Here is a 25,230-nt window from a genome sequence, read left to right on the forward strand (position 1 = left end):
CCTTCGCGGGATTTTCAGAGGATTTGTCATATTAAGGTGGGACCGTGGGGGGATACCACCTTGGCATCGACGTGGGGACGTCACGCATGGCGGCGGTCCTCGCCGGGCCCGACGGACGGCGCGCACCGCTGCTGGTCGAGCCCTCCGCGGTGTGCCTGGACAGCGCGCCGCACCTCGCCGTCGGGCGGGACGCGATCGAGGCGGGACTGGCGCACCCGGACCGGTTCGAGCCGTATCCGAAACGCGCCGTCGCGCAGGGCTCCGTGCTGCTCGGCGGCGTCGAGTGCCCGGTGCGCAACCTGTTCGCCGCCACCCTCTCGCACGTCGCGGCCGACGCGCACCGGGTCGCCGGGATGCCCATGTCGACGGTCACGATCGCCTGCCCGGCCGGCTGGGCACGTCCCCGGCAGACGATGCTGGAACGGGCCGCGACCCAGGTCGGGCTGCACCGCGCCCGGCTGGTGCCCGAGCCGGTGGCGGCGGCGCTGTTCGCGGAGGAGGCCGGCCTGCTGTCGGTCCCGGAGGGTGGCGCGGTCCTCGTGTGCGACGCGGGCGCCGGTGCGTTCGATGCGACGGTCGTACGGCGAACCGGCCCGTCGTTCACCGTCGCCGCCGCACGGTCGGTGCCGGACGCGGGCGGCCTGGCGCTCGACACGGCGATCGCCGGGCACCTCGGCGCCGCGGCCGCGAGCCGGTCGGTGGCGCGGTGGAAGCCGGGCCGGTCCCTGCTGGACGCCGCACGGACGGCACGCGAGGAACTGTCGACGGCCGCGGCGGCGTGGATCCCGGTCCCGTGGTCCCCGTCGGGCACGACCCTGTCCAGGCAGGATTTCGAGCGGATCGCCCGGCCGCTGCTCGACCGCGCGACGGCGGCCGTGGCGGCGGTGGCGACGCAGACCGGCCACCCGGTCACGGGTGTGGTCCTCACCGGCGGCGTGTCGCGGACACCGCTGGTCGCGGAGCTGATCGAGCAGATGGTCGAGGCGTTGCTGGGCCTGCCGCCGGTCCTCATCGAAGGCCCGGTCGTCGCCGAAGGCGCACTGCTGGCCGATCCGTCGCTGCGCCGCCGCCCCGCGGTCGCCGCGCCCGAACCCGAGCCGGCCGAGGTGGCGGAGCCGCGCGAGACGGTGGTCATCGCGCCGGAGCGGGTGGTGGCCACGCCGCCGATGGTGGCTGCCCCGCCGGAGGCGGCGAGGACCGCGCCGGAGCGGGTGGCGGCCGCGCCGCCGATGGTGGCTGCCCCGCGGGAAGCGGTGGTCATCGCGCCGGAGCGGGTGGTGGCCGTCCCGCCGGAGGCGGGGAGGACCGCGCCCGAGCCTGAGCCGGCCGGGGTGCCGCGGCCCGAGCCCGGGCCGCGATTCGTGCCGATGACACACGAGCCCGCTGCGGCGTGGGGTGTCGCGGCGAGTCCCGTGCCGCCCGGAGCGGAGCCGGGCGTCGCCGCGCCGCCGCGCCCTCCGGCGCCGTGCCCGGCAGCGGTGCGTCCGAAGGCCGGTGCGCTGTCCCGCGTGCGCCGGAAACTCACGCGGACCGGCGGTGCGGAGCACTGGGACGCACACGGCCACGCCGAGGCGCCGTGCGGGGAGGCGCCGCCGCTGTCCACCGTCGCGGTGTCACCGTCCCCGCTGTTCCCCACCCCCAGCGTGACCCTCGCGGACGGCTCCGCCCCGCCGAAGGCCGGCCGGCGCAACGCCGGATCGCGGCCCGGTGGCGCCCGGGTGCCCCGGCGGCCCCGGCGCACCGGGCGCAGGCTGGTGACCGCGGGACTGACTCTCGCCGCCTGCCTGCTGGCCGCCGCCGGGGGAGTGCTCGTCGCCCTCGAGGTCACCGATGCCGTGCCCGAGGATGGCTTCCGGGTCGGCGACTGCGTGGCCCAGGACGCCGAACGGGCGACCCGGGTCGACTGCGACGCGGGGAACGCGTTCCAGATCACCGAGCGGCTCACGCCCGCGGACCGCTGCCCAGACACGGGTCAGCCGTTCGTCGTGCAGGGGCCGGCGCTCTTCTGCCTCGCACCGGCGCACAGCCGGCAGTGACCTACGGAACCGTCTTCTCGATCGCCGCCGGACCGAGCTCCTCCAGCTTCCGGCGGCTGCGCTCGACGTGTTTCGGCGTCGGGTCGTGTCCCTCGGCGACGGCGAGGTCCTCGGGATCCCAGGGCTGTTCGGCCCCGGTCCGCACCTCGTGCGGCCCGGCCTGGTCGACGGTCCGCGCCGCCGCCGGGACACCGGAGATGATGGGTTCGTCCTCGGCCATGGCAAACCTCCTGAGTCCATGCCAGTAACCAAGGATTCGACCTACCCGCTCCGGCACCGTCGTAACGGCTCGGCCCACGGGGTCCCAGCGGTCGGTGTCCGCCAGGCGGGCCCCGGGCGTCTGCGCGGCGGCCTGCTCCGGCACGAGCCGCGGCTCCCGGAGGGGCCGCGGTCGACGCGGGGGTGCGGATCCCGCCCGCCCCGAGGGGGCGGCGCCGGTTGCCGGAGTGGACTAGACTCGCCGTCCGGTGTGGACGGTGGGGGCGCCGACCCGCTCACGCCGTCCACACCGCTCGTCCCGGATCCGGAAGTGTCGCACGCGCTTGGGGTGCTGATCCCGACGCCGACCACTCGCGGGAGCCCTTGCGCCGGCACCGGTCCTGGCGGTGCGCGGCTCGGCCAGACTCGCCCATCGTGGACGTGGAACGATACGACGGCCCACGGGCGGCCGTGCGGTGGCTGTCGGAGCTCGCCGAGTCCTCGGCGGCGTTGCCCGACGGCTGCCCTCAGCGCTCGGGGGCCTCGAAGACGAGCATCGCGTAGTGGTCGAAGTCGCCGCGCCGAGGACCTTCGCCATCTCGGCCGGGTCGAGGTGCTCGTGAGCGTGCTGGGGGTCGTGCGGGGCGAACAGCTCGGTCAACTGGGCGCGGGCGTGCTCGACGAACCGCGCGATGCTGCCATGATGACCGGCGTGCGTGCGCAAGCTGTGTTCCGGTGGGTGGTCCTCGCCGGCGCGATGGTCCACGTCGCCGGGCTGCTCGACGACCGGCCCGTGCCGTGGAGCGGGACGCTGACCATGGCGGCGCTGCTGGCGCTCGTGGCGTCGGCCGGCCGTTCGCGGCCCCGCCGGCTCGCGTCCGGCGGCCTCGTGGCACTCACGTTGCTGGCCTTGTCCGTCGACGCCCGCATGAGCGGCACCGGATGGCCGAACGAGCTCGGCTCCCCGGGCGGTCGCCCGCTGGTGGCGGTCGAGACGGCGCTGCTCGTCACCGGCGTGCTCCTGCTCGCCGCTGCCGCCGTCACGACGCGCCGGTGGCCGGCGTGCGCCGGCGCCGGACTGCTCCTGCTGCTGGCGGTGCCGGTGCTGTGGTCGTGGGCGGTCGCACCCGAGCCGCAGGCCGCGAGCACGCCGTGGGCCGAGCCGCGCGGGGTGGAGCACTCCGTCGTGGTCGTGGTCGGCGAGCGGGCCACCGCGACCACGGCCACGGCAGCGGCGTACGCCGTGGTCGTCGCCTCCCCGGAGCCGCCCGGCCCCGGCCGGGCCGGCGGGTGGCTGCCGTCGTGGCTGTGGCCGCTCGACCCGTGGAACGGGCGCCTCGCGTGGGAGCAGGTCCTGCCGGCCCTGCCGACCATGTCGGTCGTCGTCACGATCCTGCTCGTCCACGCCGCGGCGGGGTGGCGGGGTGACGACGTCATGGAACTCTGCGGGACGTCGGGGGTCCTTCGCGGCCGGCGTACGGGTTGACCGTGTACGTGCGGGCGAACGGCCCGGGAACGGTGAAGTAGGTCGCGACCAGTCCGGCCGGATCGGTGGCGATCGTGCCGCGGGCCGGCGGGTCGTCGTGGTCGTCCCAGCCCCACGGGGCGTTCGCGGCGTCGACGCGGCAGCCCCACGTGCCGCCGCCGCACCGGTCCGCGCCGGACCCCGGGGCGTCGCCGGCGAACCGGCCCCACCCGGCGAACAGCTCGGGGTCCGCGCGCCGCGCCCAGAGTCCGCCGGGAGCGAAGATGTCGGCCAGCCGGTATCGCGCGTCGCGGCCGCGGCCGGGCACCCCGGCGACCGTCGCGGGCTGGTAGACGAGTCCGCCGCCGGTGTCGCCGGCCGGTGCGTACAGGCCGTGCCCGTGTGCCTCCTGCGCGGTGACGGGGTGGCGGCGGCCGTCGTACGGCGCATCGGCGAACCGCAGGACGCCGTCGACCGTCTCGCGGCCCGCGGTCCACGTGCTCCCGGCCGGGACGTACGCGAAGAAGTCGCTGTGCGCGACGGCGACCGCGCCGCGCAGCACGCCGTGCGCCGAGCCGTCGCGCTCGACCGCGAACAGCATGCCCTCCGCGTCGTTCTCGTGCTCGCGCTCGAAGAACGGCTGGCCGGCCCAGTCGCGCGGGTGGTAGAAGAGGTACGTCAGGTACCAGTGCGTGCGGGTCGTCACCACCGAGTAGTAGACGGTCGCCCGCAGCGGGTGGTCGCGCGCGTGCTCCCAGTTGTCGCGGCCGGCCCAGTTGCCGTCGAAGTCGATCCTGGTGATCCAGTCGGCCCGGCCGCCGATCGCGTGGCCGCCGGTGGGGTCGACGTCCTGGCGGTGGATCGGTGCCCAGCGCAGCGCGAGCGCGGCGTCGCTGACCGCGGCCGCCTGCGCCCGGCCCGGCACCGCGAGCCAGCCCACCGCCGCGAGGGCGGCGACGGCCGCCCTCAGCCTGCTCGGCACGGGCGATCTCTACCCGGCTCGGCGTTGGTTAGGCTGCACGCGTGCGGGGCGGGTCGGGCAGCCGCTCCAAACCGAACGTGACGTCGACGACGCCGTCGCGACGGCCGTCCACGTCTCCCGGCACGTGGCGACCGCCGGGCTACAGGTGTTGTGACAGCTTCTTCGGCGCCTGCACCCGGTAGCTCTCCGTCAGCAGCTCGCCGACCTCCTCCCAGTCGACGTCGCCGTCGAGGACCATCCCGACCACGTCGATGCCCCACGCCGCCTTGTAGAACGGATGACCACCGGCGATCAGCGCGGCCATCTCGTCGCCCGGCGACCGGAACGTCAGCACGCAGACCGGCTCGTCGGTCCCGACCACCTGCGCATAGGCGGCCTGGTGGTCCGGATCGACGACGAGGACATGCGCGAACGTCTTCTGCCGGATCCGCCAGCGGGTGCCCACCCAGGCGGCCTCCTCGTAGGCCTCCGGCAGGGCGAGGCAGGTGGCGCGGATGGGGTCCAGCAATTCGGCGGGAACGTCGTCGGAGTCGACCATGCGCGGACGGTACCGCGCACGTATGACAGTTTCGGCCGGATCAGGCCGCGAGCGCGGCGGCCAGCAGCGCCCGGGCGGTCGAGAGGACCGTCCGGGCCGCCTCGTCGCGGGACTGGCCGGCGACGTCGAGCAGCCACACCAGGCTCTCGATCCCGATGGCCGACCGGATCGCGACCGCCAGCGCGTGGACGTCGACGTGCGGGTGGGTCTCGCGCAGCGGTGCCAGCGCCTCCTCGATCCACCCGATCGCGTGCCCCTGGCGCAGGGCCGGCCGCTGCGCGCCGGTCTCCAGGGAGAGGCGCAGCGAGGTGCGCAGTTGCGGTTCCCAATCGAAGTTGTACCGGGTGAAGGCGCGGACGACGAGATCGAGCCGGGTCCGCGGGTCGGCGGAGGCGCCGGGCGGCAGCAGGGAGCCGGGCGCGAGCTGCGGGTGCGCCGCGACCAGGAGCGCCCGCTGGTTCGGGAAGTAGCGGTACGCGGTCGTCCGCGACACCCCCGCATGCTCGGCGGCCTCCTCGACCTGCGGTGTCAGCCCACGGGCCAGCAGCTCGCGGGTCGCGTCCACCAGGGCCTGCCGGGTGCGGGACTTCTGTCGCGTGCGGCCTGTCGCCTCATATGGTACTGACATCTTCATCATGGTACCGTAGTGCCATGGAACTTCAGTCCCACGACCCCGCGGTCACGGACCCGCACCTCTACCGCGTGGTGTTCGAGAACGAGCGTGTCCGGGTCCTGGAATACCGCGACGGACCCGGGGATCGGACCAGCCCGCACCGCCATCCGGACAGCGTCATGGTCACGCTGAGCGCGTTTCGCCGCCGCATCTCGTCCGGCGGCCGGGAGGCCGACGTGGACCTGCCGGCACACGAGGTGCGGTGGCTGGCCGCCCAGGAGCACTCCGGTCACAACACCGGCACCACCGACACGCACACGCTCTTCGTCGAGCTGAAGGAGCCGTCGCCGGCCCCGTCTCCAGCGGCGGACGCGCTCGGCCCGTCCCCGAGCTGACGGTGTCTGTCGCTCGCCGCCGGCCCCGAGGCGGCGCGTTCCGAGCCGGGCGACTCCATGATCATGGGAAAGGTCCGGCTGCCGGGGCAGCCACATCTTTCCCATGATCATGAGATCGAGCGCCCGTACGGCCGAGGCGTAGACGGTGCCGCGATGGGTAGCTGCGCCGGACGACACGTACGACCGGCCCGGGGGGTGTCCGTGTTGCGGTGGTCGCGGGACCGCGGGTTGGTCGGGGAACTCGCCGCCGAGTGCGCCGGCACGATGATCCTCATCCTCTTCGGGTGCGGGGTCGTCGCGCAGGTCGTCGCCGGCGGGCTCGGCGACCACAACAGCATCGCCTGGTCATGGGGGTTCGGGGTGACCTTCGGTGTCTACGTCGCCGGGCGGCTCAGCGGCGGGCACCTCAACCCGGCGGTCAGCTTCGCCCTCGCCATGTTCAGCGGCTTCCCGTGGCGCAAGGTGCTGCCGTACTCGCTGGCGCAGACCCTCGGCGCGTTCGTCGGCGCCCTGCTGGTGCGCTGGAACTACGGCTCGATCCTGTACGCCGCCGACCCCCGCCGCACCGTCAAGACCCAGATCGTCTTCTCCACGCTGCCCGGCAACGGCACGCTGCCGGTCGACCCGTGGGGCGCGTTCCGCGACCAGGTCATCGGCACCGCGATCCTGCTCTTCCTCATTCTCGCGGTCACCGACCGGCTCAACACGGCGCCGAAGGGAAATCTCCAGCCGTTCATCGTCGGGCTCATCGTGGTCGCGATCGGCATGGCGTGGGGCGCGGCGGCCGGCTACGCCATCAACCCGGCCCGCGACCTCGGGCCCCGGCTGGCGTCGTTCCTCACCGGCTACCGCGGGGCGTTCGTCGACCAGACCGGCTACCCGTACTTCTGGGTCCCGATCGTCGCGCCCCTGCTCGGCGGCGTGCTCGGCGCCGGCCTGTACCGGGTCGCCGTCACCCGCTTCCTGCCGGCGGCGCGGCCCGAGCCGGGACGGGTGGAGGTGACCAGTGGCTGAGTACGTCGGCGCGATCGATCAGGGCACGACCAGTACCAGGGCCATGGTCTTCGACCACCAGGGCCGGGTCGTCGCCCAGCATCAGCTCGAGCACCGGCAGATCCTGCCCCGGGCCGGCTGGGTGGAGCACGACCCGGCGGAGATCTGGCAGCGCACCCTGGCGGCCTGCCGGGAAGCGTTCGACGGCGTCGAGCTCGCCGCGCTGGGCATCACCAACCAGCGGGAGACGACCGTGGTGTGGGACCGGCGGACGGGCCGGCCGCTCCACAACGCGATCGTGTGGCAGGACACCCGCACCGACCGGATCGCCGAGGCCCTCGACCGGGACGGGCGCGGCGGGCTGATCCGCCGGAAGAGCGGGCTGCCGCCGGCCACGTACTTCGCCGGCGGCAAGCTGCAATGGCTGCTGGAGAACGTCGACGGGGTGCGGCGGGCGGCCACCGACGGCGACGCGCTCTTCGGCACCGTGGACTCGTGGGTGCTGTGGAACCTCACCGGCGGCCCGGCCGGCGGCGTCCACGTCACCGACGTCACCAACGCCAGCCGGACGATGCTCATGGACCTCGAGACGCTGGACTGGGACGACGAGCTGCTCGCCGCCTTCGGCGTGCCACGGGCGATGCTGCCGGCCATCCGCTCGTCGGCGGAGCCCGCCGGTTACGGCCTGACGAGCGTCCCGCTCGGCGCCACCCGCGGCGGCGACGGCCGCATCCCGCTCACCGCCGCGCTCGGCGACCAGCAGGCGGCGACCGTCGGCCAGGTCTGCTTCGCCGTCGGGGAGGCGAAGAACACGTACGGCACCGGCAACTTCCTGCTCCTCAACACCGGCACCGAGCCGGTCCGCTCGACGCACGGGCTGCTGACCACCGTCGCGTACCGGTTCGGCGACGAGCCGGCCGTCTACGCCCTCGAGGGGTCGATCGCGGTCACCGGTTCGGCGGTGCAGTGGCTGCGGGACCAGTTGCACATCATCCGTACCGCGGCGGAGAGCGAGACGCTCGCGCTGCGGGTGCCGGACAACGGCGGCGTGTACTTCGTGCCCGCGTTCTCGGGCCTGTTCGCGCCGTACTGGCGGTCCGACGCCCGGGGCGCGATCGTCGGGCTGTCCCGGTTCGACACCGACGCCCACCTGGCCCGGGCCACGCTGGAGGCGATCTGCTACCAGTCGCGGGACGTCGTCGAGGCGATGCGGCGGGACTCCGGCGTGCCGCTCGACGTGCTGAAGGCCGACGGCGGGGTGACCGCCAACGACCTGTGCATGCAGTTGCAGGCCGACATCCTCGGCGTGCCGGTCAGCCGCCCGGTGGTCGCCGAGACCACCGCGCTCGGCGCCGCCTACGCCGCGGGCCTCGCTGTCGGCTACTGGCGCGACACCGACGAACTGCGGGCGAACTGGAACGAGTCGCACCGCTGGAAGCCCACCTGGTCGCCGCGGCAGCGCGACGAAGGGTACCGCCGCTGGCGGATGGCCGTCGAGCGGACGCTGGACTGGATCGAGATCGGAGCTGGTTGAGTGCACACCGGGACGTTGTCGCCGACGGCACGGGACGAGGCGGTCAAGGCCCTCGCCGGCGCGGAACTCGACGTCGTCGTCATCGGCGGCGGTGTGGTCGGGGCCGGCTGCGCCCTCGACGCGACCACCCGCGGCCTGTCGACGGGGCTGCTGGAGATGCGCGACTGGGCCAGCGGGACGTCGAGCCGGTCGAGCAAGCTCGTCCACGGCGGGCTGCGCTATCTCGAGATGCTCGACTTCCGGCTGGTACGTGAGGCGCTGCGTGAGCGGGGTCTCCTCCTGCACCGCCTGGCGCCCCACCTCGTGCGGCCGGTCCGGTTCCTCTACCCGCTGACCCGCGCCGGGTGGGAACGGCCCTACGTCGGCGCGGGGGTGACGCTCTACGACACCATGGCCGGCCGCGGCCCGGGCAGCCTGCCGCACCACCGGCAGCTTTCCCGGCACCAGGCGTCGCGGGTCTGCCCGGCGCTGCGCAAGGAGAGCTTCGTCGGCGCCGTCCAGTACTGGGACGCGCAGGTCGACGACGCCCGGCACACGATGTTCCTGGCCCGTACCGCCGCCGCGTACGGCGCGCACGTCGCCTCGCGGAGCCAGGTCGTGGGCTTCCTGCGCGAGGGTGGCCGGGTCACCGGCGTGCGGGTCCGCGACCTCGAGTACGACCGTGAGTTCGAGGTCCGCGCCCGGCAGGTCGTCAACGCCACGGGCGTCTGGACGGACGACACGCAGGCGTTGATCGGCGAGCGCGGCCAGTTCCGCGTCCGCGCCTCCAAGGGCGTGCACCTGGTGGTGCCCCGCGACCGTATCCGCTCGACGACCGGCATCATCCTGCGCACCGAGACGAGCGTGCTGTTCGTCATCCCGTGGGGCCGGCACTGGGTCATCGGTACCACCGACACCGACTGGACGCTGGACAAGGCGCACCCGGCGGCGACCCGCGGTGATATCGACTACCTGCTCACCGAGGTCAACAAGGTGCTGGTCACGCCGCTGCGCCGCGACGACGTCGAGGGCGTCTACGCCGGGCTGCGCCCGCTGCTGGCCGGCGAGTCCGAGCGCACGTCGAAGCTGTCCCGCGAGCACATGGTGGCGACGCCGGTACCGGGGGTCGTGGCGGTCGCCGGCGGGAAGTACACGACGTACCGGGTGATGGCGGCCGACGCGGTCGACGCGGTCGTGCACGGCCTCGGTGGTGCGGTCCCTCCCTCCTGCACCGATCGCGTCCCGCTCGTCGGCGCCGAGGGCTTCGCCGCCCGGTGGAACCAGCGGATGACGCTCGCCGCCGGCAGCGGTCTGCCCGTCGCCCGGGTCGAACACCTGCTGAACCGGTACGGTTCGCTGGTCGACGAGGTCCTCGCGCTGATCCGTGCCGAGCCGTCCCTCGGCGAGCCGGTCGTGGGCGCGGAAGACTATCTGCGGGCCGAGGTCACCTACGCGGTCCTGGCCGAGGGCGCCCGCCACGTCGAGGACGTGCTGACCCGCCGGACCCGGATCTCGATCGAGACGTTCGACCGGGGCCTGACCGCGGTGGGCCCGGTGGCGGCGCTGATGGCGGGCCTGCTGGGCTGGCCCGCCGAGCAGACCGACCGCGAGGTGGAGCGCTACCGGCTGCGGGTCGACGCCGAGCGCGCGTCCCAGGACCAGCCCGACGACATGGCCGCCGACCTGATCCGCCTGGCGGCCCCGGACGTCGTCCCGGTCGTCCACGCCTAGTGCCTGGGCTGTTGGGCCGAACTTCCCGGTCTTGCATGATCATGCAAGACCGGGAAGTTAAGTCGTGAGGGTTGCTGTCAAGGGTGTGTGGTTGCGGTGTGGTGGGGTGATAAGGCAACGGGACTCCGGTAGAACAGGCAGTCGATCAAGATCAGCCTGTGGGGGGAGTCCCGTTGTCGGAGGAGTCTGTCATTGCCGGGGTCGGGTCGGTGCCGGTGGGGGTGTTCGCGGCGGGGCATCTGGGTGAGTTGACCCGGGCTGTGCCGGTGGAGTTGGTGGATGCGGTGTTGGCCGAGACGGGGCGGGTGCAGCGGCGGGTGCGGCGGTTGCCGTCGCGGGTGGTGGTGTATTGGCTGTTGGGGTTGGGGTTGTTCGGCTCGTTGTCGTATCGGCGGGTGTGGGGAGCGTTGGTCGGTGGGTTGGGTGTGGTGGCCGGGTTGGGGGTGTGTCCGTCGTCGTCGGGGTTGGCGCAGGCGCGGCGGCGGGTGGGGGTGCCGCCGCTGCGGCGGTTGTTCCAGACTCTGGCCGGGCCGGTGGCGGGTCGCGACACGGTCGGGGCGTGGTGGCGGGGGCTGCGTACGGTGGCGATCGACGGGTCCACGGTGAATGTGCCGGATTCGCCGGCGAATCGGGCGGTGTACGGCAAGCGGATGGCCCGTGCCGGTGAGCCGGGGTATCCGCTGGTGCGGGTGGTGGCGTTGGTGGAGACCGGGACTCGGGCGGTGTTCGGTGCGGTGTTCGGTACCGGCGTGGGTGGTGAGAGTGGTGAGACCAGTTATGCCGTGGGGTTGCTGGGTCTGCTGCGGCCGGGAATGCTGCTGCTGGCCGACCGTGGCTATGACACCAACATGTTCATGACGAAGGTCACCGCCGCTGGGGCGGGGTTGTTGCTGCGGGTCAAGTCCAGTCGCAAGCTGCCGGTGCTGGACCGTCTTGGTGACGGTTCCTACGCCAGTGTGGTGGCTGGGGTGCGGGTTCGGGTGGTCGAGGCGGTCGTCACGCTGTCCTGTGCGGATGGTTCGACCCGTACCGGTGTCTGGCGGCTGGTCACTACCCTCACCGACGAGCGCCGCTATCCGGCCGGGGCGCTGATCGAGCTCTACCACGAGCGGTGGGAGGTCGAGTCGACCTTCCTGGCGATCAAGCACACCCTGCTGGCTGGGCGGGTGCTGCGTTCGACCACTCCGGACGGCGTCGATCAGGAACTCTACGCACTGCTGACCGTCTATCAGGCGCTGCGGCAGACGATGACCTGGGCCACGGACACCACCGGGGCCGACCCGGACCGGGCCAGCTTCACCATCGCCGTGCAGACCGCCCGCGATCTGACCATCCGCGCTGTCGGGGTGATCACTATCGCGGTCGACCTGGTCGGTGCGATCGGTCGTGCTGTGCTGGCTGACCTGCTACCGGCCCGACGCGCCCGGATCAGCCCACGTGTGGTGAAACGGCCGATCTCCCGTTACGCCTACAAGAACCTGAAAACCCCGAAGATCATCCACCGGATCACCGACATCGCCATCGCTATCGGCACATCAACCAGCCCATTGACAACAGCCCCAGCGGCTTAACTTCCCGGTCTTGCATGATCATGGGAAAGCTCGGGCTGTCCAGGCAGCCATGTCTTTCCCATGATCATGCAAGGCCTTGCCGGCGGAGCCGCGGCGGTTCGCGCGGGCGCACCCCGCCGGCCTCGACCGCGCCAGCACGTCCACGGCCCGGTCGTGACGCCCTTGGACATGTGCGATGCACTATGGTGGGCGATCGTGAGCACCGCGGTGATCCGGCTGGAGGTCGACGGACGAGAGCCGAAGATCGAGGAGTTGTACCACCCGATCCTCGTCAACTACGGCCATTTCACCGCCATGCAGGTCCGCGGCGGGCGCGTCCAAGGGCTGGCCCTGCACCTGGACCGGCTGGTGGCCGGCACCCGCGAGCTCTTCGCCGCGGAGCTGGACCCGGAGCTGGTCCGTGACCACCTCCGGCACGCGCTGCGGGACGTGCCGGACGCGGCGGTGCGGATCAATGTCTACCGCCCCGGCGACCTCATGGTCCTCGTCGCGGTCCGCCCGCCGGCCGACCCGGCGCCGGGCCCCGTCAGCCTCCGCTCGGTGCCGTATCAGCGGCCGGCCGCGCACCTCAAGCACCTCGGCAGCTTCGGGCAGTTGTACCACGGCCACGCGGCCGGACGCGACGGTTTCGACGACGCCCTGCTGACCGGCCCCGGCGGCGAGATCGCCGAGTCGGCCGTGCACAACGTCGCGTTCTTCGACGGCACCGGCGTCACGTGGCCCTCCACCCCGCACCTGCCGGGCATCATGATGCGACTGCTGCGCCCGCGGCTGGCGGAGGCCGGGCTGCCGGACCGCTCGGCCCCCGTGCGGCTGGCGGATCTCGCCGGCTACCGCGCGGCGTTCGTCACCAACTCCGTCGGCGTCGTCCCGGTCGACCGCGTCGACGACGTCCACCTCCCGCTCGACCGGGCGTTCATGGCCCGGGTCGAGGCCGCGGCGGCCGCGATCCCCTGGGACCACCTCTAGCGCGGTGTCCACCTACGTTGACCCGGTCCACCTTTGCCGATCTTGCGGTTGTGGTGCCGAGACGCTCCCTGAATGCCCGGTTTGTCAGGCACCACAACTGCAAGATCGATGCGCGACAGAGCGGGCGAATGTTGGTGGTCATCCATTCAGGGGCCGGTGCGGGCCGGCTCCTCGGGGCGGGACCTGGCGGTGGCGCGCAGGCTCGTCACCGTCACGGTCGCGAGCGTCAGCACGATGACCAGCAGGGACAGCGGCGTGGGCACGTCCGGGACCCACGACCACACGGTGTGCGCCCAGTGCAGCACCAGCTTGGCGCCGATGAAGCCGAGGATGACGGCCAGGCCGTGGTTGAGGTGGCGCAGGCGGCTCAGCGCGTTGCGCAGCACGAAGTACAGCGCCCGCAGGCCGAGCAGCGCGAAGGCGTTGGTGGTGAACACGAGGTACGGGTCGCCGGTCACGCCGTACACCGCCGGCACCGAGTCGACCGCGAACACGATGTCGGTGAGGAACACGGCGGCCACGACCAGCGCCATCGGGGTGAGCGCCCGCCGGCCGGCCTGCTTGATGGTGAGCCGCGCGCCGTGGTACTCGTCGGTGACCGGCATGAGCCGGCGCAGCAGCCGGACGCCGCGCATCTTGTCGATGTCGACCTCGTGGTCGGCGTCGCGCACCGCGTCGCGCATCACCTTCACCGCGGTGATCACCAGGATGACGCCGAAGACGAGGAACGCCCACGTGCCGGCGGCCAGCATGGCGGCGCCGGCGGCGATGAAGATCGCCCGCAGGACGAGGGCGCCGGCGATGCCGTAGAGCAGCACCCGCTGGGCTAGCCGGGTCGGCACCGCGAAGGCGGTGAGCAGCAGCATGAAGACGAACAGGTTGTCGACCGACAGCGACTTCTCCACCACGTAGCCGGTGAAGAACTCCACGCCGGGCCGGCTGCCGTGCTCCAGCCAGACGTAGGCGCCGAACACCACCGGGAGGGCGAGGTAGAAGACGGTCCAGGCGATCGCCTCGCGCATCGGCACGTCGTGCGGGCGGCGTGTGACGGCGAAGTCGAGCGCCAGCAGGCCCAGCAGGACCGCGATGGTGATGATCCACAACTGTGGCGACGCGATGGTGTCGGTGACCATGAACAGGGCTCCCTCGAACGCGATGCATCGTTCGAGGTCTCTCTCACCCGTCGGGGCGGGCGACCACCCGGGAGCCGCGTCGGCGACTCGTACTGACCGGGACGGCCTGGCGAGATACTCCCCCCGGGGTCCAGTGTACGGATCGTTGCTGGGCGTTTCCTGGGAACGTGGCCGTTCGCGGCGCGCCACCCGGCCGGGTGAACCGGGTGGCGCGCCGCGAAGCCGGTGTTCCTAGCCGAAGTAGCGCAGCCAGACGTAGGCCCACGCGACGACCGTCGTCACGATCGTGGTGATGATGCCGTACCGGGTGAACTGCCAGAAGCTGATCGGTTCGCCCGCCCGCGCGGCGATGCCGAGGACGACCACGTTCGCGCTCGCGGCGACGGCCGTACCGTTGCCGCCGAAATCCGCGCCGAGGGCGAAGGCCCACCAGAGCGCCTGCCCGGTCCGGGGGGCCGGCGAGGTGGCGACGATGTCCTCGACGATCGGGGCCATCGTCGCCACGTAGGGGATGTTGTCGAAGAACGCGCCCAGCACCGCCGAGCCGAACAGCAGCGCGCTCGCGGCGGCGAAGTAGTCGTCGCCGACCCAGCCCGTGGCCCAGCCGCCGATGCGGTGGATGACGCCCGTCTCGACGAGCCCGCCGACCATCACGAACAGGCCCATGAAGAACACGAGGGTCTCCCACTCGACCTCCTCGAGGTACCGGGCGGTCTCCACCCGTGCGACGAGGACCATCAGCCCGGCGCCGAGCAGCGCGATGATCGACGGCTCGACGTGGATCACGGCGTGCAGCGCGAACCCCGCCACGACCACCGCCAGGACCACGAGGCAGCGCACGAGCAGCCGCACGTCCTTGAGCGACGCCCGCTCGTCGAGCGCCATCACCTCGGCGACCCGCTCCGGGTGGTACTCGAAGCGCTTGCGGAACATCACCCAGGCCAGCAGGACGAACACGACGAACAGCACCGCGACGATCGGCGCCATGTGGACCAGGAAGTCGTTGAACGTCAGCCCGGCCCGGCTGCCGATGATGATGTTCGGCGGGTCGCCGATCAGGGTCGCGGCGCCACCGATGTTCGAGGCCAGGACCTCGGCGATGAGATACGGCGCCGAGGCGATCCCGAGCCGTTTGCAGACGGACGGCGTCACCGGCGCCACCAGCATGACGGTGGTGACGTTGTCCAGGAACGGCGAGGCCACCGCCGTGATGAGCATCAGCATGACGAGCAGCCGGTACGGCCGGCCGCGCGACCGTTTCGCCGCCCAGATCCCGAGGAACTCGAAGACGCCGGTCTGTTTGATCACGCCGACGATGATCATCATGCCGAGCAGCAGGAAGATGACGTTCCAGTCGATCCCGGCGTGCTCGGAGAAGAAGACGTCATGACCGGGCACGAGGCCGAGCAACGCCATGAGCCCGGCGGCGAACAGGGCGACCGCGACGCGGTGCACCTTTCCGCCGCGATGAAGACGAACGCGATCGTGAAGATGGCGATCGCGAGGACAGCACTCATATATGGGGTACCTCCGTGGAAAACGACGCAACACAGATGGCCGTGGACCCGACCGGGTCACGGCTGCGAAGAGAAGATGCGGCTGGTGTGCGTCAGGAGGTGGGTGGCCCGCGGCAACCGGGCGTGCCGACAGAGCGTCCACAGTGGACGTGAGGGGCCGTTGGCGCGACGGTCGTGCCGGCGGTGTCCGGCCCGACGGTGACGGCCGGCTGCTCCACGGCGGCCGGCTGGTGGTCGAGATCGGCGGTGACGGTGAGGGCCGCGTGCCGTCCGTCGAGCCGATGCGGCCGATGCCGCCGTGCTTCTCGAACTGGTCCGTGAGTTCTGCGCCGCCGACCGGCACGAGTTCGACGAGGCGCGGATTGGCCGCGCCCTCGGGCCGCTGCTCGCCGAGGACACACACGGCCAGGTGTGGCTGGCGGTCGACGACTCGGGCGCGGCCGCGGGCTACGCGGTGGTGACGTGGGGCTGGAGCCTGGAGTCAGGCGGCCGGGAGGCACTGCTCGACGAGATCTACGTCCGTGACCGCGGCCACGGCGTGGGCGCCGTCCTGCTCCGCCACGCGATGCGGGCCGCGGCCGAGGCGGGCGCGTCTGCGATGTTCCTGGAGACCGAGGCGCACAACACCAGGGTCCGCGGGTTCTACGCCCGCCACGGCTTCGCGGAGGAGGACTCCGTCTGGATGAGCGGCCCGCTGGGCCGGGCGGGCGGGCCCGCTGAGCCTCACCCCGCCCCGAAGTAGAACGGCACCGCGACGATGGCCGCGACCAGCAGGTCCCACGGCGACGGCCGGCACACCCACCGCACCATCCGCATCCGGCGGCGCCGGCCCGCGGCGCTCCGGCCCGCTCCGGAGCGCATCCGGCGGCGCAGCCGCAGCCGGACCTGCTTGTCCATCGCGTCCTCGGGAAAGACCAGCCAGCCCCACCGGTTCGCGGCCGCCGCGCGCAGCCCGCTCAGTCCGGCACCGGCGGCCGCGAACACCCCTCCGGACAGTACGAAACGGAAGATCGTGTCGGTGACCGGCGTGCCGAGCACCGGCTCGAGGAGCAGCACGACGGCCACCCCGCCGAAGCCCTCGGCCACGCCGACGATCATCCACGCGTAGGCGCGCTCCAGGTTGCGCAGGTTGGCGGCGATCGAGTGGGCCGGCAGTTCCACCGTCTGCCGGCGCAGCGTCGCAGCGTCGTCGGCCAACCCCGACAGCCAGACCACCGGGCCGGCCGTCAGGCGCACCACACGACCGCCGGGGTCCGTGAACCTGTCGCCGGACCGCATCGCCACCCGTACACCTCCCAGCACGAGAGATGTCACCATATTCGCAGTCGGGCCCGCCCGCACCCACCGCGGCGGACCAGGTCAGCGGCGGGCGAGCCAGGCCCGGAGGTTGCCGGCCCACAGGCCGATCGCGACGGCCATGAGGACCGCGGCGACGGCGACGCGCCAGTGCCGGGTCACGAGCATGACGACCGCCCAGCCCGCGGTGAGGGCGACCACCGTCACCAGTGTCGCGCGCAGGAAGCGCAGCAGCCGGGACTGCGCCGCGGCCTCGACCGCGACGATCACGAACGCCAGGCCGGCACCCGACCAGAACACCCCGGCCGGCGGGCGGACGAGGATCAGCGCGGCGCCGGCGAGCACCACCGAGGCGGAGGCGGCCGCCCACGCGGCCCGGAACCGGCGGCGCCGTGCCTGCTCCTCCAGCGGTACCGGCCGGTGGGCCGGGTCGCCGGCCGCGGGCGCCGGAGCGGGCGGGTGCGTCCTCGCCCGTACCAGGGCCGCCCGCTCCTCCTCGAGGGCCACCCGTTCTGCCTGCGACCGCCCCAGGCCGGCGTCCGCGCCCGGGCGCTCCCGCCCCGTCGCCCGTGCCGCGGCGAGGTGCTGCCGGCTCGTGTCACGGTCCTCTTCGATGCCGGCGCGGACGTCGCGCAGCCGGGACTCGACGGCAGCGAGCCGTCGTTCGCGAAGTTCCGCCTCGTGCGCCGTGCCGAGCGGTTCGGCGTCGAGCAGCGCCCAGGTGACGGGGTAGGCCCACGACGGGCGGACGGTGCCGTCGCGGGTGTATCGCGGGCCGGCCGGCGCCCGCTCGCCGCCGAAGCGGTCCTGGGTGTCCAGGCCCCACAGCCCGCGATAGGCGCGCACCCAGGGCGTGTCGTCGGTGACGACCACCGGCGTCCACCGCCGCTCCTCACCGGGGCCGATGCCCGGCCCGTCGCCGCGGTGGTAGTCCAGGAACGGGATGCCGAACCCGTCGGCGTACCGCCGCAGCCGCCGCAGCCCCGGCGCGGAGACCTTGGTGACGTAGTCGCCGCGGCGGTACGCGCCGGCGTGCGAGCCGCCGCCCGCGTACACGACGGGGTGTTCGCCGACGTGCTCCAGGTCGGGATCGTCCCACCGGCGCCGCACGTCCCGGCCCTCCTTGTCGTGCGACGAGAACAGCACCCATGCCGGGTCCGGACGGTCCGGCGGCCCGGTGAGGAAGAGCGTCACGTGCTCCCAGTCCGCCTCGTGGTCGTTGACGCCGCCGAACGTCGAGCGCCAGTCGTTCATCGCGTAGAAGTACCAGTACTGCAGCACCAGATAGCCGGCGTCGCGGAAGACCCGGCCGTAGTACGGGCTGATCTCCGGCCGCAGGTGCGCCGTGTACCGCAGGTGCGCCGCCGCGCGCGTGCCGCCGGGCACCTTGCCGCGCACCAGCAACGACATCCGCAGCGCGGCGTCGACGAGGCGGGCGCTCAGGCCGACGGCGGCGAACCGGCTGGCCGGCCGGAACGCGGACGCGTGCCGCTCGCGGCGCCAGCGGCGGTACTCCGCGCGGCCGAGCGGCTCCTGCGCGAACCGCAGGAACAGCCGGTCGCCGGCGAACCGCTCGCCGCGTTCGGCCAGCAGCGCCGGGTCGAGCCCGCCGGGTGGCACGAGGCATTCGCCGCCGGCCGTGCCGGGCACGTGCCGCCACAGCCCGGCGTGGTGCAGGAAACCGTCGACGGCGGTGGGCAGGAACAGCTCTCCGGCGGTGTACCGGACGACCGGTTCGAACCGGGTCAGCAGGCGCACGGCGTCGTCGTGCGTTTCTGGCACGCCCGCGTCTACCCGCCACCCGGCGGGGAGAAACCGGCGGTTGCGCCGGGGGAGCATGATCGAAGCATGGTCCGCTTCGTGCTCAACGTGCTGTGGCTGATCTTCGGTGGCGGCATCCTGCTGTTCCTCGAATACGCGCTCGCCGCCGTGATCTGCTTCATCCTCGTCGTCACCATCCCGTTCGGCGTGGCGAGCTGGCGGCTGGCGGTCTACGCGCTGTGGCCCTTCGGCCACACCGTGCGGCCGAAGCCGGGCGCGGGTGCGGCGACCGGCCTGGCGAACGTCCTCTGGGTCGTCCTCGCGGGCTGGTGGCTGGCGCTGTCGCACGTCATCGCCGGCGTCACCCTGTGCCTCAGCGTGATCGGGATCCCGTTCGGCATCGCACACTTCAAGCTCGTCCCGGTCGCGTTCTGGCCCCTCGGACGCGAGGTGGTGGACCTCTGAGGATCCGCAGACCGTACAGTGTCACGTGCTAGTGTCGCGGGGTGTTCAAGAAGATGCTGGCCGCGTTCGGCGTCGGCAGTGCGAGCGTCGACACCGTCCTCACCACGTCCGCCGTCCAGCCGGGCGGCTTCGTCGAAGGTCATGTCCACATCACCGGCGGCGACCATGACGTGCAGATCGAGCAGGCCGTGCTGTCCCTGGTGACGCGCGTCGAGGTCGAGAGCGGTGACTACGAGCACCACGCCGGCGTCGAGCTGGCCCAGGTCGTCGCCGCGCACTCCTTCCGCGTCGCGCCCGGCGAGCGGCAGTCCATCCCCTTCCGGATGCCGGTGCCCTGGGAAGCGCCGATCACGGAAGTGTACGGGCAGCATCTGCGCGGCATGGTGATGGGCGTCCGGACCGAGCTGGTCATCGCGAAGGGTCGGGACAAGGGCGACCTCGACCCGGTCGCGATCACGCCGCTGCCGGTGCAGCAGGGCGTGCTGGACGGCTTCGCCGCCAACGGGTTCCGCTTCAAGCACGCCGACGTCGAGCACGGTCGTCTGCACGGCGTCCAGCAGACGCTGCCGATCTTCCAGGAGATCGAGTTCTGGCCGCCGCCGCAGCACGCGGGGCGGATCAACGAGGTCGAGCTGACGTTCGTCGCCAACCCCTACGGCGTCGACGTCATCCTCGAGTTTGACAAGCGCGGCGGCGTGTTCAGCTCGGGACACGACGCCTACAGCCGCTTCAGCATCCGCCACGACCAGGCGGCCGGCACCGACTGGGCCGCGGTCGTCGACGGTTGGGTGCGGGAGGCGACGTCGCGCTACTTCAGCCACCTCCCGCCCGGCTACGGCCACGGCGGTTCCGGCGGTCACGGGGGCTACGGCGGCCACGGTCACGGCCCGCACCACCGCGGGCCGGGCATGGGCACGGTCGTCGCCGCCGGCGCCGCGGGCGTCGTCGGCGGCATCGTCGCCGGCGAGGTCTTCGAGGAGGTCTTCGAGGACGACGGCGGCGACTTCGAGTTCTGACCAGCGCACCTTCGCGGTGGCCGGGCCTCTTTCGGGGCCCGGCCACCGCTGTTTGCCGGGAAAATGTCACACCCGGCGAGGATGATGTGGCGAGACGGACGGTGACCCAAGAGGAAGGTGTGACATGAGCGGCGTTCGGGTGTTGGTCGGCACACGTAAGGGGGCGTTCATCCTTACGGCGGACGGTGCCCGCCGGGACTGGCGGGTGGACGGACCGCACTTCGGCGGCTGGGAGATCTATCACGTCAACGGATCGCCCGCCGCCCCGGATCGGCTGTATGCGTCGCAGTCGTCCTCGTGGTTCGGGCAGGTGATCCACCGCTCCGACGACGGCGGCAGATCATGGGAGCCGGTCGGCAACGACTTCGCCTACGAGGGCGAGGTCGGTGACCACCTCTGGTATGACGGCACGCCGCGCCCGTGGGAGTTCAAGCGGATCTGGCACCTCGAGCCGTCGCCCGACGACCCCGACACGGTGTATGCGGGCGCCGAGGACGCGGCGCTGTTCCGCTCGACCGATGGCGGCAAGGTGTGGCAGGAGCTCCCCGCCCTGCGCACCCATCCGTCCGGGCCGCTCTGGCAGCCGGGCGCCGGCGGCATGTGCCTGCACACGATCATCCTCGACCCGGCGGATCGCAACCGGATCTATGTGGCGATCTCCGCGGCGGGCGCGTTCCGCACCGACGACGGCGGCGCGACGTGGCAGCCGATCAACCGGGGGCTGATGTCGGGGCAGATCCCGGATCCGGACGCCGAGGTGGGCCACTGCGTGCACAACCTCGCCATGCACCCGTCCCGGCCCGAGGTGCTGTTCATGCAGAAGCACTGGGACGTCATGCGCACCGACGACGCCGGCGGCTCCTGGCGGGAGATCAGCGGGGACCTGCCGACCGACTTCGGGTTCCCGATCGCGGTGCACGCGCACGAGCCCGAGACGGTCTACGTCGTGCCGATCAAGAGCGACTCCGAGCACTACGTGCCGGACGGCCGGCTGCGGGTCTACCGCAGCCGCGTCGGCGGCGACGAGTGGGAGCCGCTCACCACGGGCCTGCCGCAGGAGCACTGCTACGTCAACGTGCTGCGCGACGCCATGGCCGTCGACACGCTCGACCCGTGCGGGATCTACTTCGGCACGACCGGCGGCCAGGTCTACGGCTCGGCCGACGGCGGCGACAGTTGGACGCCGATCGTCCGCGACCTGCCGGCGGTGCTCTCCGTGGAAGTGCAGGTCCTGCCGTGATCCGGGTCGTGCTCCCCGCCCACCTGCGCAACCTTGCCAAGATCGACGGCGAGGTGCGGATCGAGCTCGCCGAGCCGGTGACCCAGCGGCTGCTGCTCGACGCGCTGGAGGAGCGCCACCCGATGCTGCGCGGCACGATCCGCGACCGGAGCAGCGGACGGCGGCGGGCGTTCGTGCGGTTCTTCGCCTGCGAGGAGGACCTGTCCAACGAGTCCCCCGACGCGCCGCTGCCCGACCCGGTGGTCCACGGCAAGGAGCCGTTCCTGATCGTCGGCGCGATGGCCGGCGGCTGAGCCTCATCGCGGGTCGCGCCGCAGCGGGTGGTCGTGAGGGACCTCGACGAGCACGATGCGGACGCCGTCGGGATCCTCGATCCACATCTCGTCGAGCCCCCACGGCTCCCGCCGCGGCTCGCGGGCGACCCGCACGCCGGCCGCCGCGAGCCGCTCGTGCTCGGTGCGCAGGTCACGGACCTGTAGCCAGATCCGCAGCGGCCCGCCGGGCTCGTCGTGCGCCGTGCCGGACACCTCGAGGAACCCCTGGCCGAGGAAGAAGACCAGACCGGGATGCTCGGCCGGCCCGAACTCGCGGTAGACCGCGAGCCCGAGGACGTCGCGGTAGAAACGCTGGCTCCGTCCGGGGTCGGACGAGCGGAGCAGCACACGGCTGCCGAGCACTTCCATGGCCCCGATCATCTCACCTCCGCCGCATCTTCGCGTCCGGGCGATGCCCGCGTCGGGGCGGGGGCTCCGGGTGGGGGAGACCTACCTCGCGGCGCGCCGGGTGCGCGGGGACGCCCGCATGCCTGACGTCTACCATTGCGGCGACGTCCAGGGAGTGTTCGGGGCGGCGACAGGGTCGAAGGCCGGCCGGTGCGAGATCGCCCTCGAGATGACATGAGCGATACGAGAGAACTGTCCGACCTTGTCGGTCGCCTGAGCCGTGCGGGCGTCGCGGACGTGCTGGTGGATCCGGCGCACCGTGCGGCATACGCCAGCGACGCGTCGCTGTACCGCGTCGTGCCGCAGGCGGTGGTCCGGCCCCGGTCCGACGACGAGGTCGCGGCGACGTTCGAGGTCTGCCGTGCCCTCGGTGTGCCGATCACCGCCCGGGGCGCGGGGACGTCCGTGGCCGGCAACGCCATCGGCCGTGGCGTGGTGCTGGACTTCAGCCGGCACCTGAACCGGGTCCTGGACGTCGACGCCGGCAGCCGGACCGCCCGGGTGCAGGCCGGTACGGTCCACGCCACCTTGCAGGCGGCCGCCCGGCCCCTCTCGCTACGGTTCGGCCCCGACCCGTCGACGCACACCCGGTGCACGATCGGCGGGATGATCGGCAACAACTCCTGCGGGTCGCGGACCCTGGGATACGGCCGGACCTCGGACAACGTCGTCGGCCTGGAGGCCCGCACGATCGACGGCGAGCGACTGTCCACCGGCCGGGACGACAAGGGCCGCCCGACCATCGACGGTGGCAAGGCGATCACGGACAGCCTTCTGGAGATCGTCCGCGCCAACCTGGCGGTCGCCCGGACCGAGTTCGCCACCTTCTCGCGGCAGGTCTCCGGCTACGCTGTCGAGCACCTCCTGCCCGAGCGCGGCTTCGACCTCACCGGCCTGCTGGTCGGCAGCGAAGGCACCCTCGCGGTGGTCACCGAGGCGACCGTGCGGCTGGTCGCCGACCCCTCGCACCGCCTGCTGGTCGTGCTCGGCTACCCGGACTTCGGCTCGGCGGGCGACGCCGTGCCCACCATTCTCGGGTTCAGCCCGACGGCCTGCGAGGGGATCGACGCTCGGATCGTCGACGTGGTCCGCTCCCGGCGCGGTCCCGACGCGGTCCCCGGCCTCCCGTCCGGCCGGTCGTGGCTGTTCGTGGAGATCGCCGGCGACGACCTCGGCGAGGCGCGGGAACGCGCCCAGCGGCTGGTGGTGGAGGCCGGTGCCATCGACGCCATGGTCGTGGAGGACGCCGGGCGAGCCGCGCCGTTGTGGCGGATCCGTGAGGACGGCGCCGGGCTCGCCGGCCGTGCCCCGTCGGGGTCGCCGGCGCACGCCGGTTGGGAGGACGCCGCGGTCCCACCGGCGAAGATCGGCGACTACCTGCGCGACTTCGACGCCCTGGTCGACACGCACGGGCTCAGCGCCATGCCGTACGGGCATCTCGGCGACGGCTGCGTCCACGTCCGGCTCGACTTCCCGCTGGACAGGCCCGGTGGCCCCGGCAAGTTCCGCGCCTTCCTGGAGGACGCCGCGGACCTGGTCGTGCGCTACGGCGGGTCGCTGTCGGGGGAGCACGGCGACGGCCGCGCCCGCAGCGAGCTGCTGCCACGCATGTACTCCCCGGCGGCGATGGACCTGTTCCGCTCGGTCAAGCACGCGTTCGACCCGGAGCACCTGCTGAATCCGGGCGTGCTCGTCGACCCGGACCCGGTCGACGCGGACATCCGCGTCGCGGCGGCCCGGCCGGTCCGGACGAAGCTGGCCCTGGCCTACCACAGCGACGGCGGCGACTTCAACCAGGCGGTCCACCGCTGCACGGGCGTCGGGAAGTGCCGCGCCGACACGACCGTGCTCGGCGGGGTCATGTGCCCGTCGTTCCTGGCCACCCGCGCCGAGAAGGACTCGACCCGCGGCCGGGCCCGGGTGCTGCAGGAGATGCTCGACGGGGACCTCGCCCCCGACTGGCGCGCTCCCGCGGTGCACGACGCGCTGGACCTGTGCCTGTCCTGCAAAGGCTGCGCGTCGGACTGCCCCACCGGCATCGACATGGCCGCCTACAAGGCCGAGGTGCTGCACCAGAGCTACCGCCGCCGGCTGCGGCCCCGCTCGCACTACTCCCTCGGCTGGCTGCCCCGCTGGTCCCGGCTGGCGGCGCGGCTGCCCCGGCTCGCCAACCGGCTCATGTCGGCGCCGGGTCTGCGCAAGGTCGCGCTGTTCATGGCCGGGGTCGACGCGCGCCGGTCGATTCCGGCCTTCGCGGACCGCACCTTCCGGCGATGGTTCCGCGCCACCACACGGCAGCGGCCCGCGACGGGCACGCCGGTCGTGCTGTTCGTCGACAGCTTCACCGACCACTTCGCCCCGCAGATCGCCGAGGACGCCGTCGAGGTGCTCACCGCAGCCGGCTACGCGCCCGAGATCACCACCCGCTCGGCCTGCTGCGGCCTCACCTGGATCAGCACCGGCCAGCTCGACGCGGCGCGCCGCATCCTCACCTCGACCGTCGAGCAGTTGCGCGCCGCCGCCGAGCGTGGCGTGCCGATCGTCGGCCTGGAGCCGTCCTGCACCGGAGTGCTGCGCAGCGACCTGCTGGAGCTCGTCGACACCGACGCCGCCCGCGCCGTCAGCAAGGCCACCGTCACGGTCGCCGAGCTGCTGGCACGCACCCCCGGCTGGACGCCCCCGTCGCTGGCCGACGTCCGGGTCGTCGCCCAGCCGCACTGCCACCACCACGCCGTCATGGGCTGGTCCGCGGACGCCGACCTGCTCAAGCAGGCGGGCGCGACCGTGACCCGGCTCGGCGGGTGCTGCGGCCTGGCCGGGAACTTCGGTGTCGAGCGTGGTCACTACGAGGTGTCGGTGCGGGTCGCCGAGCAGCAGTTGCTGCCCGCGCTGGCGGGCGCGCCGGACGGTGACGTGTTCCTCGCCGACGGCTTCTCCTGCCGCACCCAGGCCGCCGACCTCGCCGACGTGCAGGGCAAACACCTCGTCCAGGTGCTGGCCGACGCCCTGCGCCGGGCCGGCGGACCCGGCGCCGGCCCGGAGCGGTAGCAGCGGACCGGCCGCGCCGCTTACACGG

23 protein-coding genes and 1 pseudogene are annotated in these 25,230 nt (G+C 72.9%); 15 read left to right on the forward strand and 9 right to left on the reverse strand.

The window, feature by feature from the left end:
• Positions 1–44 precede the first annotated feature (44 nt).
• Entirely contained in the window at positions 45–2,036 is a 1,992-nt protein-coding gene (locus Drose_RS18780) for an Hsp70 family protein (RefSeq protein WP_260729477.1), read from the forward strand.
• Between the two features lies 1 nt (position 2,037).
• Here Drose_RS18780 and Drose_RS18785 read toward each other — a convergent pair whose 3' ends face one another.
• Positions 2,038–2,256, reverse strand: coding sequence for a hypothetical protein (locus Drose_RS18785; RefSeq protein ID WP_260729995.1), 219 nt, complete (start codon positions 2,254–2,256; stop codon positions 2,038–2,040).
• A gap of 413 nt (positions 2,257–2,669) precedes the next feature.
• Here Drose_RS18785 and Drose_RS18790 point away from each other — a divergent pair, with 413 nt between their 5' ends.
• Together Drose_RS18790 and Drose_RS18795 are read left to right on the forward strand one after the other, a co-directional pair.
• Positions 2,670–2,798 carry a hypothetical protein gene (locus Drose_RS18790; protein WP_260729478.1) on the forward strand — a complete coding sequence of 43 codons (129 nt, stop codon included), beginning with the start codon at positions 2,670–2,672 and terminating at the stop codon, positions 2,796–2,798.
• A gap of 55 nt (positions 2,799–2,853) precedes the next feature.
• Positions 2,854–3,720, forward strand: a complete 867-nt coding sequence (locus Drose_RS18795) for a hypothetical protein (protein ID WP_260729479.1) — start codon at positions 2,854–2,856, stop codon at positions 3,718–3,720.
• Here Drose_RS18795 and Drose_RS18800 read toward each other — a convergent pair.
• The 3 genes from Drose_RS18800 to Drose_RS18810 form a co-directional block, all read right to left on the reverse strand.
• Entirely contained in the window at positions 3,668–4,681 is a 1,014-nt protein-coding gene (locus Drose_RS18800) for a hypothetical protein (protein WP_260729480.1), read from the reverse strand. The genes Drose_RS18795 and Drose_RS18800 overlap by 53 nt on opposite strands.
• 139 nt (positions 4,682–4,820) lie before the next feature.
• Positions 4,821–5,219, reverse strand: coding sequence for an MmcQ/YjbR family DNA-binding protein (locus tag Drose_RS18805; RefSeq protein WP_260729481.1), 399 nt, complete (start codon positions 5,217–5,219; stop codon positions 4,821–4,823).
• Between the two features lie 40 nt (positions 5,220–5,259).
• On the reverse strand, positions 5,260–5,847 hold the full coding sequence (locus Drose_RS18810) for a TetR/AcrR family transcriptional regulator (RefSeq protein ID WP_260729482.1): 588 nt from the start codon (positions 5,845–5,847) through the stop codon (positions 5,260–5,262).
• 23 nt (positions 5,848–5,870) lie between these two features.
• Between Drose_RS18810 and Drose_RS18815 the strand changes: the two genes are divergently transcribed.
• The 6 genes and pseudogenes from Drose_RS18815 to Drose_RS18840 all read left to right on the forward strand — a co-directional run bounded on the left by Drose_RS18815 (position 5,871) and on the right by Drose_RS18840 (position 13,004).
• Entirely contained in the window at positions 5,871–6,227 is a 357-nt protein-coding gene (locus Drose_RS18815; RefSeq protein ID WP_260729483.1) for a cupin domain-containing protein, read from the forward strand.
• A 201-nt stretch (positions 6,228–6,428) separates the two neighbouring features.
• Positions 6,429–7,273 (forward strand): annotated as a pseudogene (locus Drose_RS18820) (MIP/aquaporin family protein); the annotation flags it as partial.
• Positions 7,234–8,754: a glycerol kinase GlpK gene (gene glpK / locus Drose_RS18825; RefSeq protein ID WP_260729484.1), complete on the forward strand. Its 1,521-nt coding sequence runs from the start codon at positions 7,234–7,236 to the stop codon at positions 8,752–8,754. The pseudogene Drose_RS18820 and the gene glpK, both read left to right, overlap by 40 nt.
• A complete protein-coding gene (locus Drose_RS18830) occupies positions 8,755–10,464 on the forward strand; it encodes a glycerol-3-phosphate dehydrogenase/oxidase (protein ID WP_260729485.1) in 1,710 nt (569 codons plus the stop codon). It abuts the gene before it with no gap.
• Positions 10,465–10,637: 173 nt separating this feature from the next.
• The gene (locus Drose_RS18835; RefSeq protein ID WP_260722692.1) at positions 10,638–12,035 is read left to right on the forward strand and encodes an IS4 family transposase; all 1,398 of its coding nucleotides are present in this window, start codon (positions 10,638–10,640) and stop codon (positions 12,033–12,035) included.
• A gap of 195 nt (positions 12,036–12,230) precedes the next feature.
• The gene (locus Drose_RS18840) at positions 12,231–13,004 is read left to right on the forward strand and encodes an aminotransferase class IV (protein WP_260729486.1); all 774 of its coding nucleotides are present in this window, start codon (positions 12,231–12,233) and stop codon (positions 13,002–13,004) included.
• A gap of 146 nt (positions 13,005–13,150) precedes the next feature.
• Here Drose_RS18840 and Drose_RS18845 read toward each other — a convergent pair whose 3' ends face one another.
• Both Drose_RS18845 and Drose_RS18850 read right to left on the reverse strand, forming a co-directional pair.
• Complete coding sequence (locus Drose_RS18845; protein WP_260729487.1) at positions 13,151–14,137, reverse strand: TerC/Alx family metal homeostasis membrane protein; 987 nt, start codon at positions 14,135–14,137, stop codon at positions 13,151–13,153.
• Between the two features lie 231 nt (positions 14,138–14,368).
• The gene (locus Drose_RS18850) at positions 14,369–15,592 is read right to left on the reverse strand and encodes an ArsB/NhaD family transporter (protein ID WP_260729488.1); all 1,224 of its coding nucleotides are present in this window, start codon (positions 15,590–15,592) and stop codon (positions 14,369–14,371) included.
• 360 nt (positions 15,593–15,952) lie between these two features.
• Between Drose_RS18850 and Drose_RS18855 the strand changes: the two genes are divergently transcribed.
• Positions 15,953–16,396, forward strand: coding sequence for a GNAT family N-acetyltransferase (locus tag Drose_RS18855; protein WP_260729489.1), 444 nt, complete (start codon positions 15,953–15,955; stop codon positions 16,394–16,396).
• On the opposite strand, the gene Drose_RS18860 is transcribed toward Drose_RS18855, so the two are convergent.
• Together Drose_RS18860 and Drose_RS18865 are read right to left on the reverse strand one after the other, a co-directional pair.
• Positions 16,378–16,938, reverse strand: a complete 561-nt coding sequence (locus Drose_RS18860; protein WP_260729490.1) for a hypothetical protein — start codon at positions 16,936–16,938, stop codon at positions 16,378–16,380. The two genes, Drose_RS18855 and Drose_RS18860, sit on opposite strands and share 19 nt — an antisense overlap.
• Positions 16,939–17,013: 75 nt before the next feature.
• Positions 17,014–18,789 carry a hypothetical protein gene (locus Drose_RS18865; RefSeq protein ID WP_260729491.1) on the reverse strand — a complete coding sequence of 592 codons (1,776 nt, stop codon included), beginning with the start codon at positions 18,787–18,789 and terminating at the stop codon, positions 17,014–17,016.
• A gap of 9 nt (positions 18,790–18,798) precedes the next feature.
• Between Drose_RS18865 and Drose_RS18870 the strand changes: the two genes are divergently transcribed.
• The 4 genes from Drose_RS18870 (at position 18,799) to Drose_RS18885 (ending at position 21,725) form a co-directional block, all read left to right on the forward strand.
• Complete coding sequence (locus tag Drose_RS18870; protein WP_260729492.1) at positions 18,799–19,176, forward strand: YccF domain-containing protein; 378 nt, start codon at positions 18,799–18,801, stop codon at positions 19,174–19,176.
• A gap of 53 nt (positions 19,177–19,229) precedes the next feature.
• Positions 19,230–20,192 (forward strand): sporulation protein, encoded by a 963-nt coding sequence (locus tag Drose_RS18875; protein WP_260729751.1) that lies wholly within the window; start codon positions 19,230–19,232, stop codon positions 20,190–20,192.
• A gap of 124 nt (positions 20,193–20,316) precedes the next feature.
• Positions 20,317–21,432 (forward strand): WD40/YVTN/BNR-like repeat-containing protein, encoded by a 1,116-nt coding sequence (locus tag Drose_RS18880; RefSeq protein ID WP_260729493.1) that lies wholly within the window; start codon positions 20,317–20,319, stop codon positions 21,430–21,432.
• Complete coding sequence (locus Drose_RS18885; protein WP_260729494.1) at positions 21,429–21,725, forward strand: MoaD/ThiS family protein; 297 nt, start codon at positions 21,429–21,431, stop codon at positions 21,723–21,725. The genes Drose_RS18880 and Drose_RS18885 overlap by 4 nt, the downstream gene beginning before the upstream one ends.
• A gap of 3 nt (positions 21,726–21,728) precedes the next feature.
• Here Drose_RS18885 and Drose_RS18890 read toward each other — a convergent pair whose 3' ends face one another.
• A complete protein-coding gene (locus Drose_RS18890) occupies positions 21,729–22,115 on the reverse strand; it encodes a VOC family protein (RefSeq protein ID WP_260729495.1) in 387 nt (128 codons plus the stop codon).
• Between the two features lie 213 nt (positions 22,116–22,328).
• Between Drose_RS18890 and Drose_RS18895 the strand changes: the two genes are divergently transcribed.
• Positions 22,329–25,202, forward strand: coding sequence for an FAD-binding and (Fe-S)-binding domain-containing protein (locus Drose_RS18895; protein WP_260729496.1), 2,874 nt, complete (start codon positions 22,329–22,331; stop codon positions 25,200–25,202).
• Positions 25,203–25,230: the final 28 nt, after the last annotated feature.

The sequence above is a fragment of the Dactylosporangium roseum genome (assembly GCF_025264685.1).
Lineage (GTDB): Bacteria > Actinomycetota > Actinomycetes > Mycobacteriales > Micromonosporaceae > Dactylosporangium > Dactylosporangium roseum.

What these genes read in the sequence shown, in the direction of transcription:
- Drose_RS18785 (WP_260729995.1), bottom strand. Translation starts at nt 2,256, where the DNA reads ATGGCCGAGGACGAACCCATCATCTCCGGTGTCCCGGCGGCGGCGCGG.
- Drose_RS18805 (WP_260729481.1), bottom strand. Translation starts at nt 5,219, where the DNA reads ATGGTCGACTCCGACGACGTTCCCGCCGAATTGCTGGACCCCATCCGC.
- Drose_RS18810 (WP_260729482.1), bottom strand. Translation starts at nt 5,847, where the DNA reads ATGTCAGTACCATATGAGGCGACAGGCCGCACGCGACAGAAGTCCCGC.
- Drose_RS18815 (WP_260729483.1), top strand. Translation starts at nt 5,871, where the DNA reads ATGGAACTTCAGTCCCACGACCCCGCGGTCACGGACCCGCACCTCTAC.
- Drose_RS18845 (WP_260729487.1), bottom strand. Translation starts at nt 14,137, where the DNA reads ATGGTCACCGACACCATCGCGTCGCCACAGTTGTGGATCATCACCATC.
- Drose_RS18865 (WP_260729491.1), bottom strand. Translation starts at nt 18,789, where the DNA reads ATGCTCCCCCGGCGCAACCGCCGGTTTCTCCCCGCCGGGTGGCGGGTA.
- Drose_RS18870 (WP_260729492.1), top strand. Translation starts at nt 18,799, where the DNA reads ATGGTCCGCTTCGTGCTCAACGTGCTGTGGCTGATCTTCGGTGGCGGC.
- Drose_RS18875 (WP_260729751.1), top strand. Translation starts at nt 19,230, where the DNA reads ATGCTGGCCGCGTTCGGCGTCGGCAGTGCGAGCGTCGACACCGTCCTC.
- Drose_RS18880 (WP_260729493.1), top strand. Translation starts at nt 20,317, where the DNA reads ATGAGCGGCGTTCGGGTGTTGGTCGGCACACGTAAGGGGGCGTTCATC.
- Drose_RS18890 (WP_260729495.1), bottom strand. Translation starts at nt 22,115, where the DNA reads ATGGAAGTGCTCGGCAGCCGTGTGCTGCTCCGCTCGTCCGACCCCGGA.
- Drose_RS18895 (WP_260729496.1), top strand. Translation starts at nt 22,329, where the DNA reads ATGAGCGATACGAGAGAACTGTCCGACCTTGTCGGTCGCCTGAGCCGT.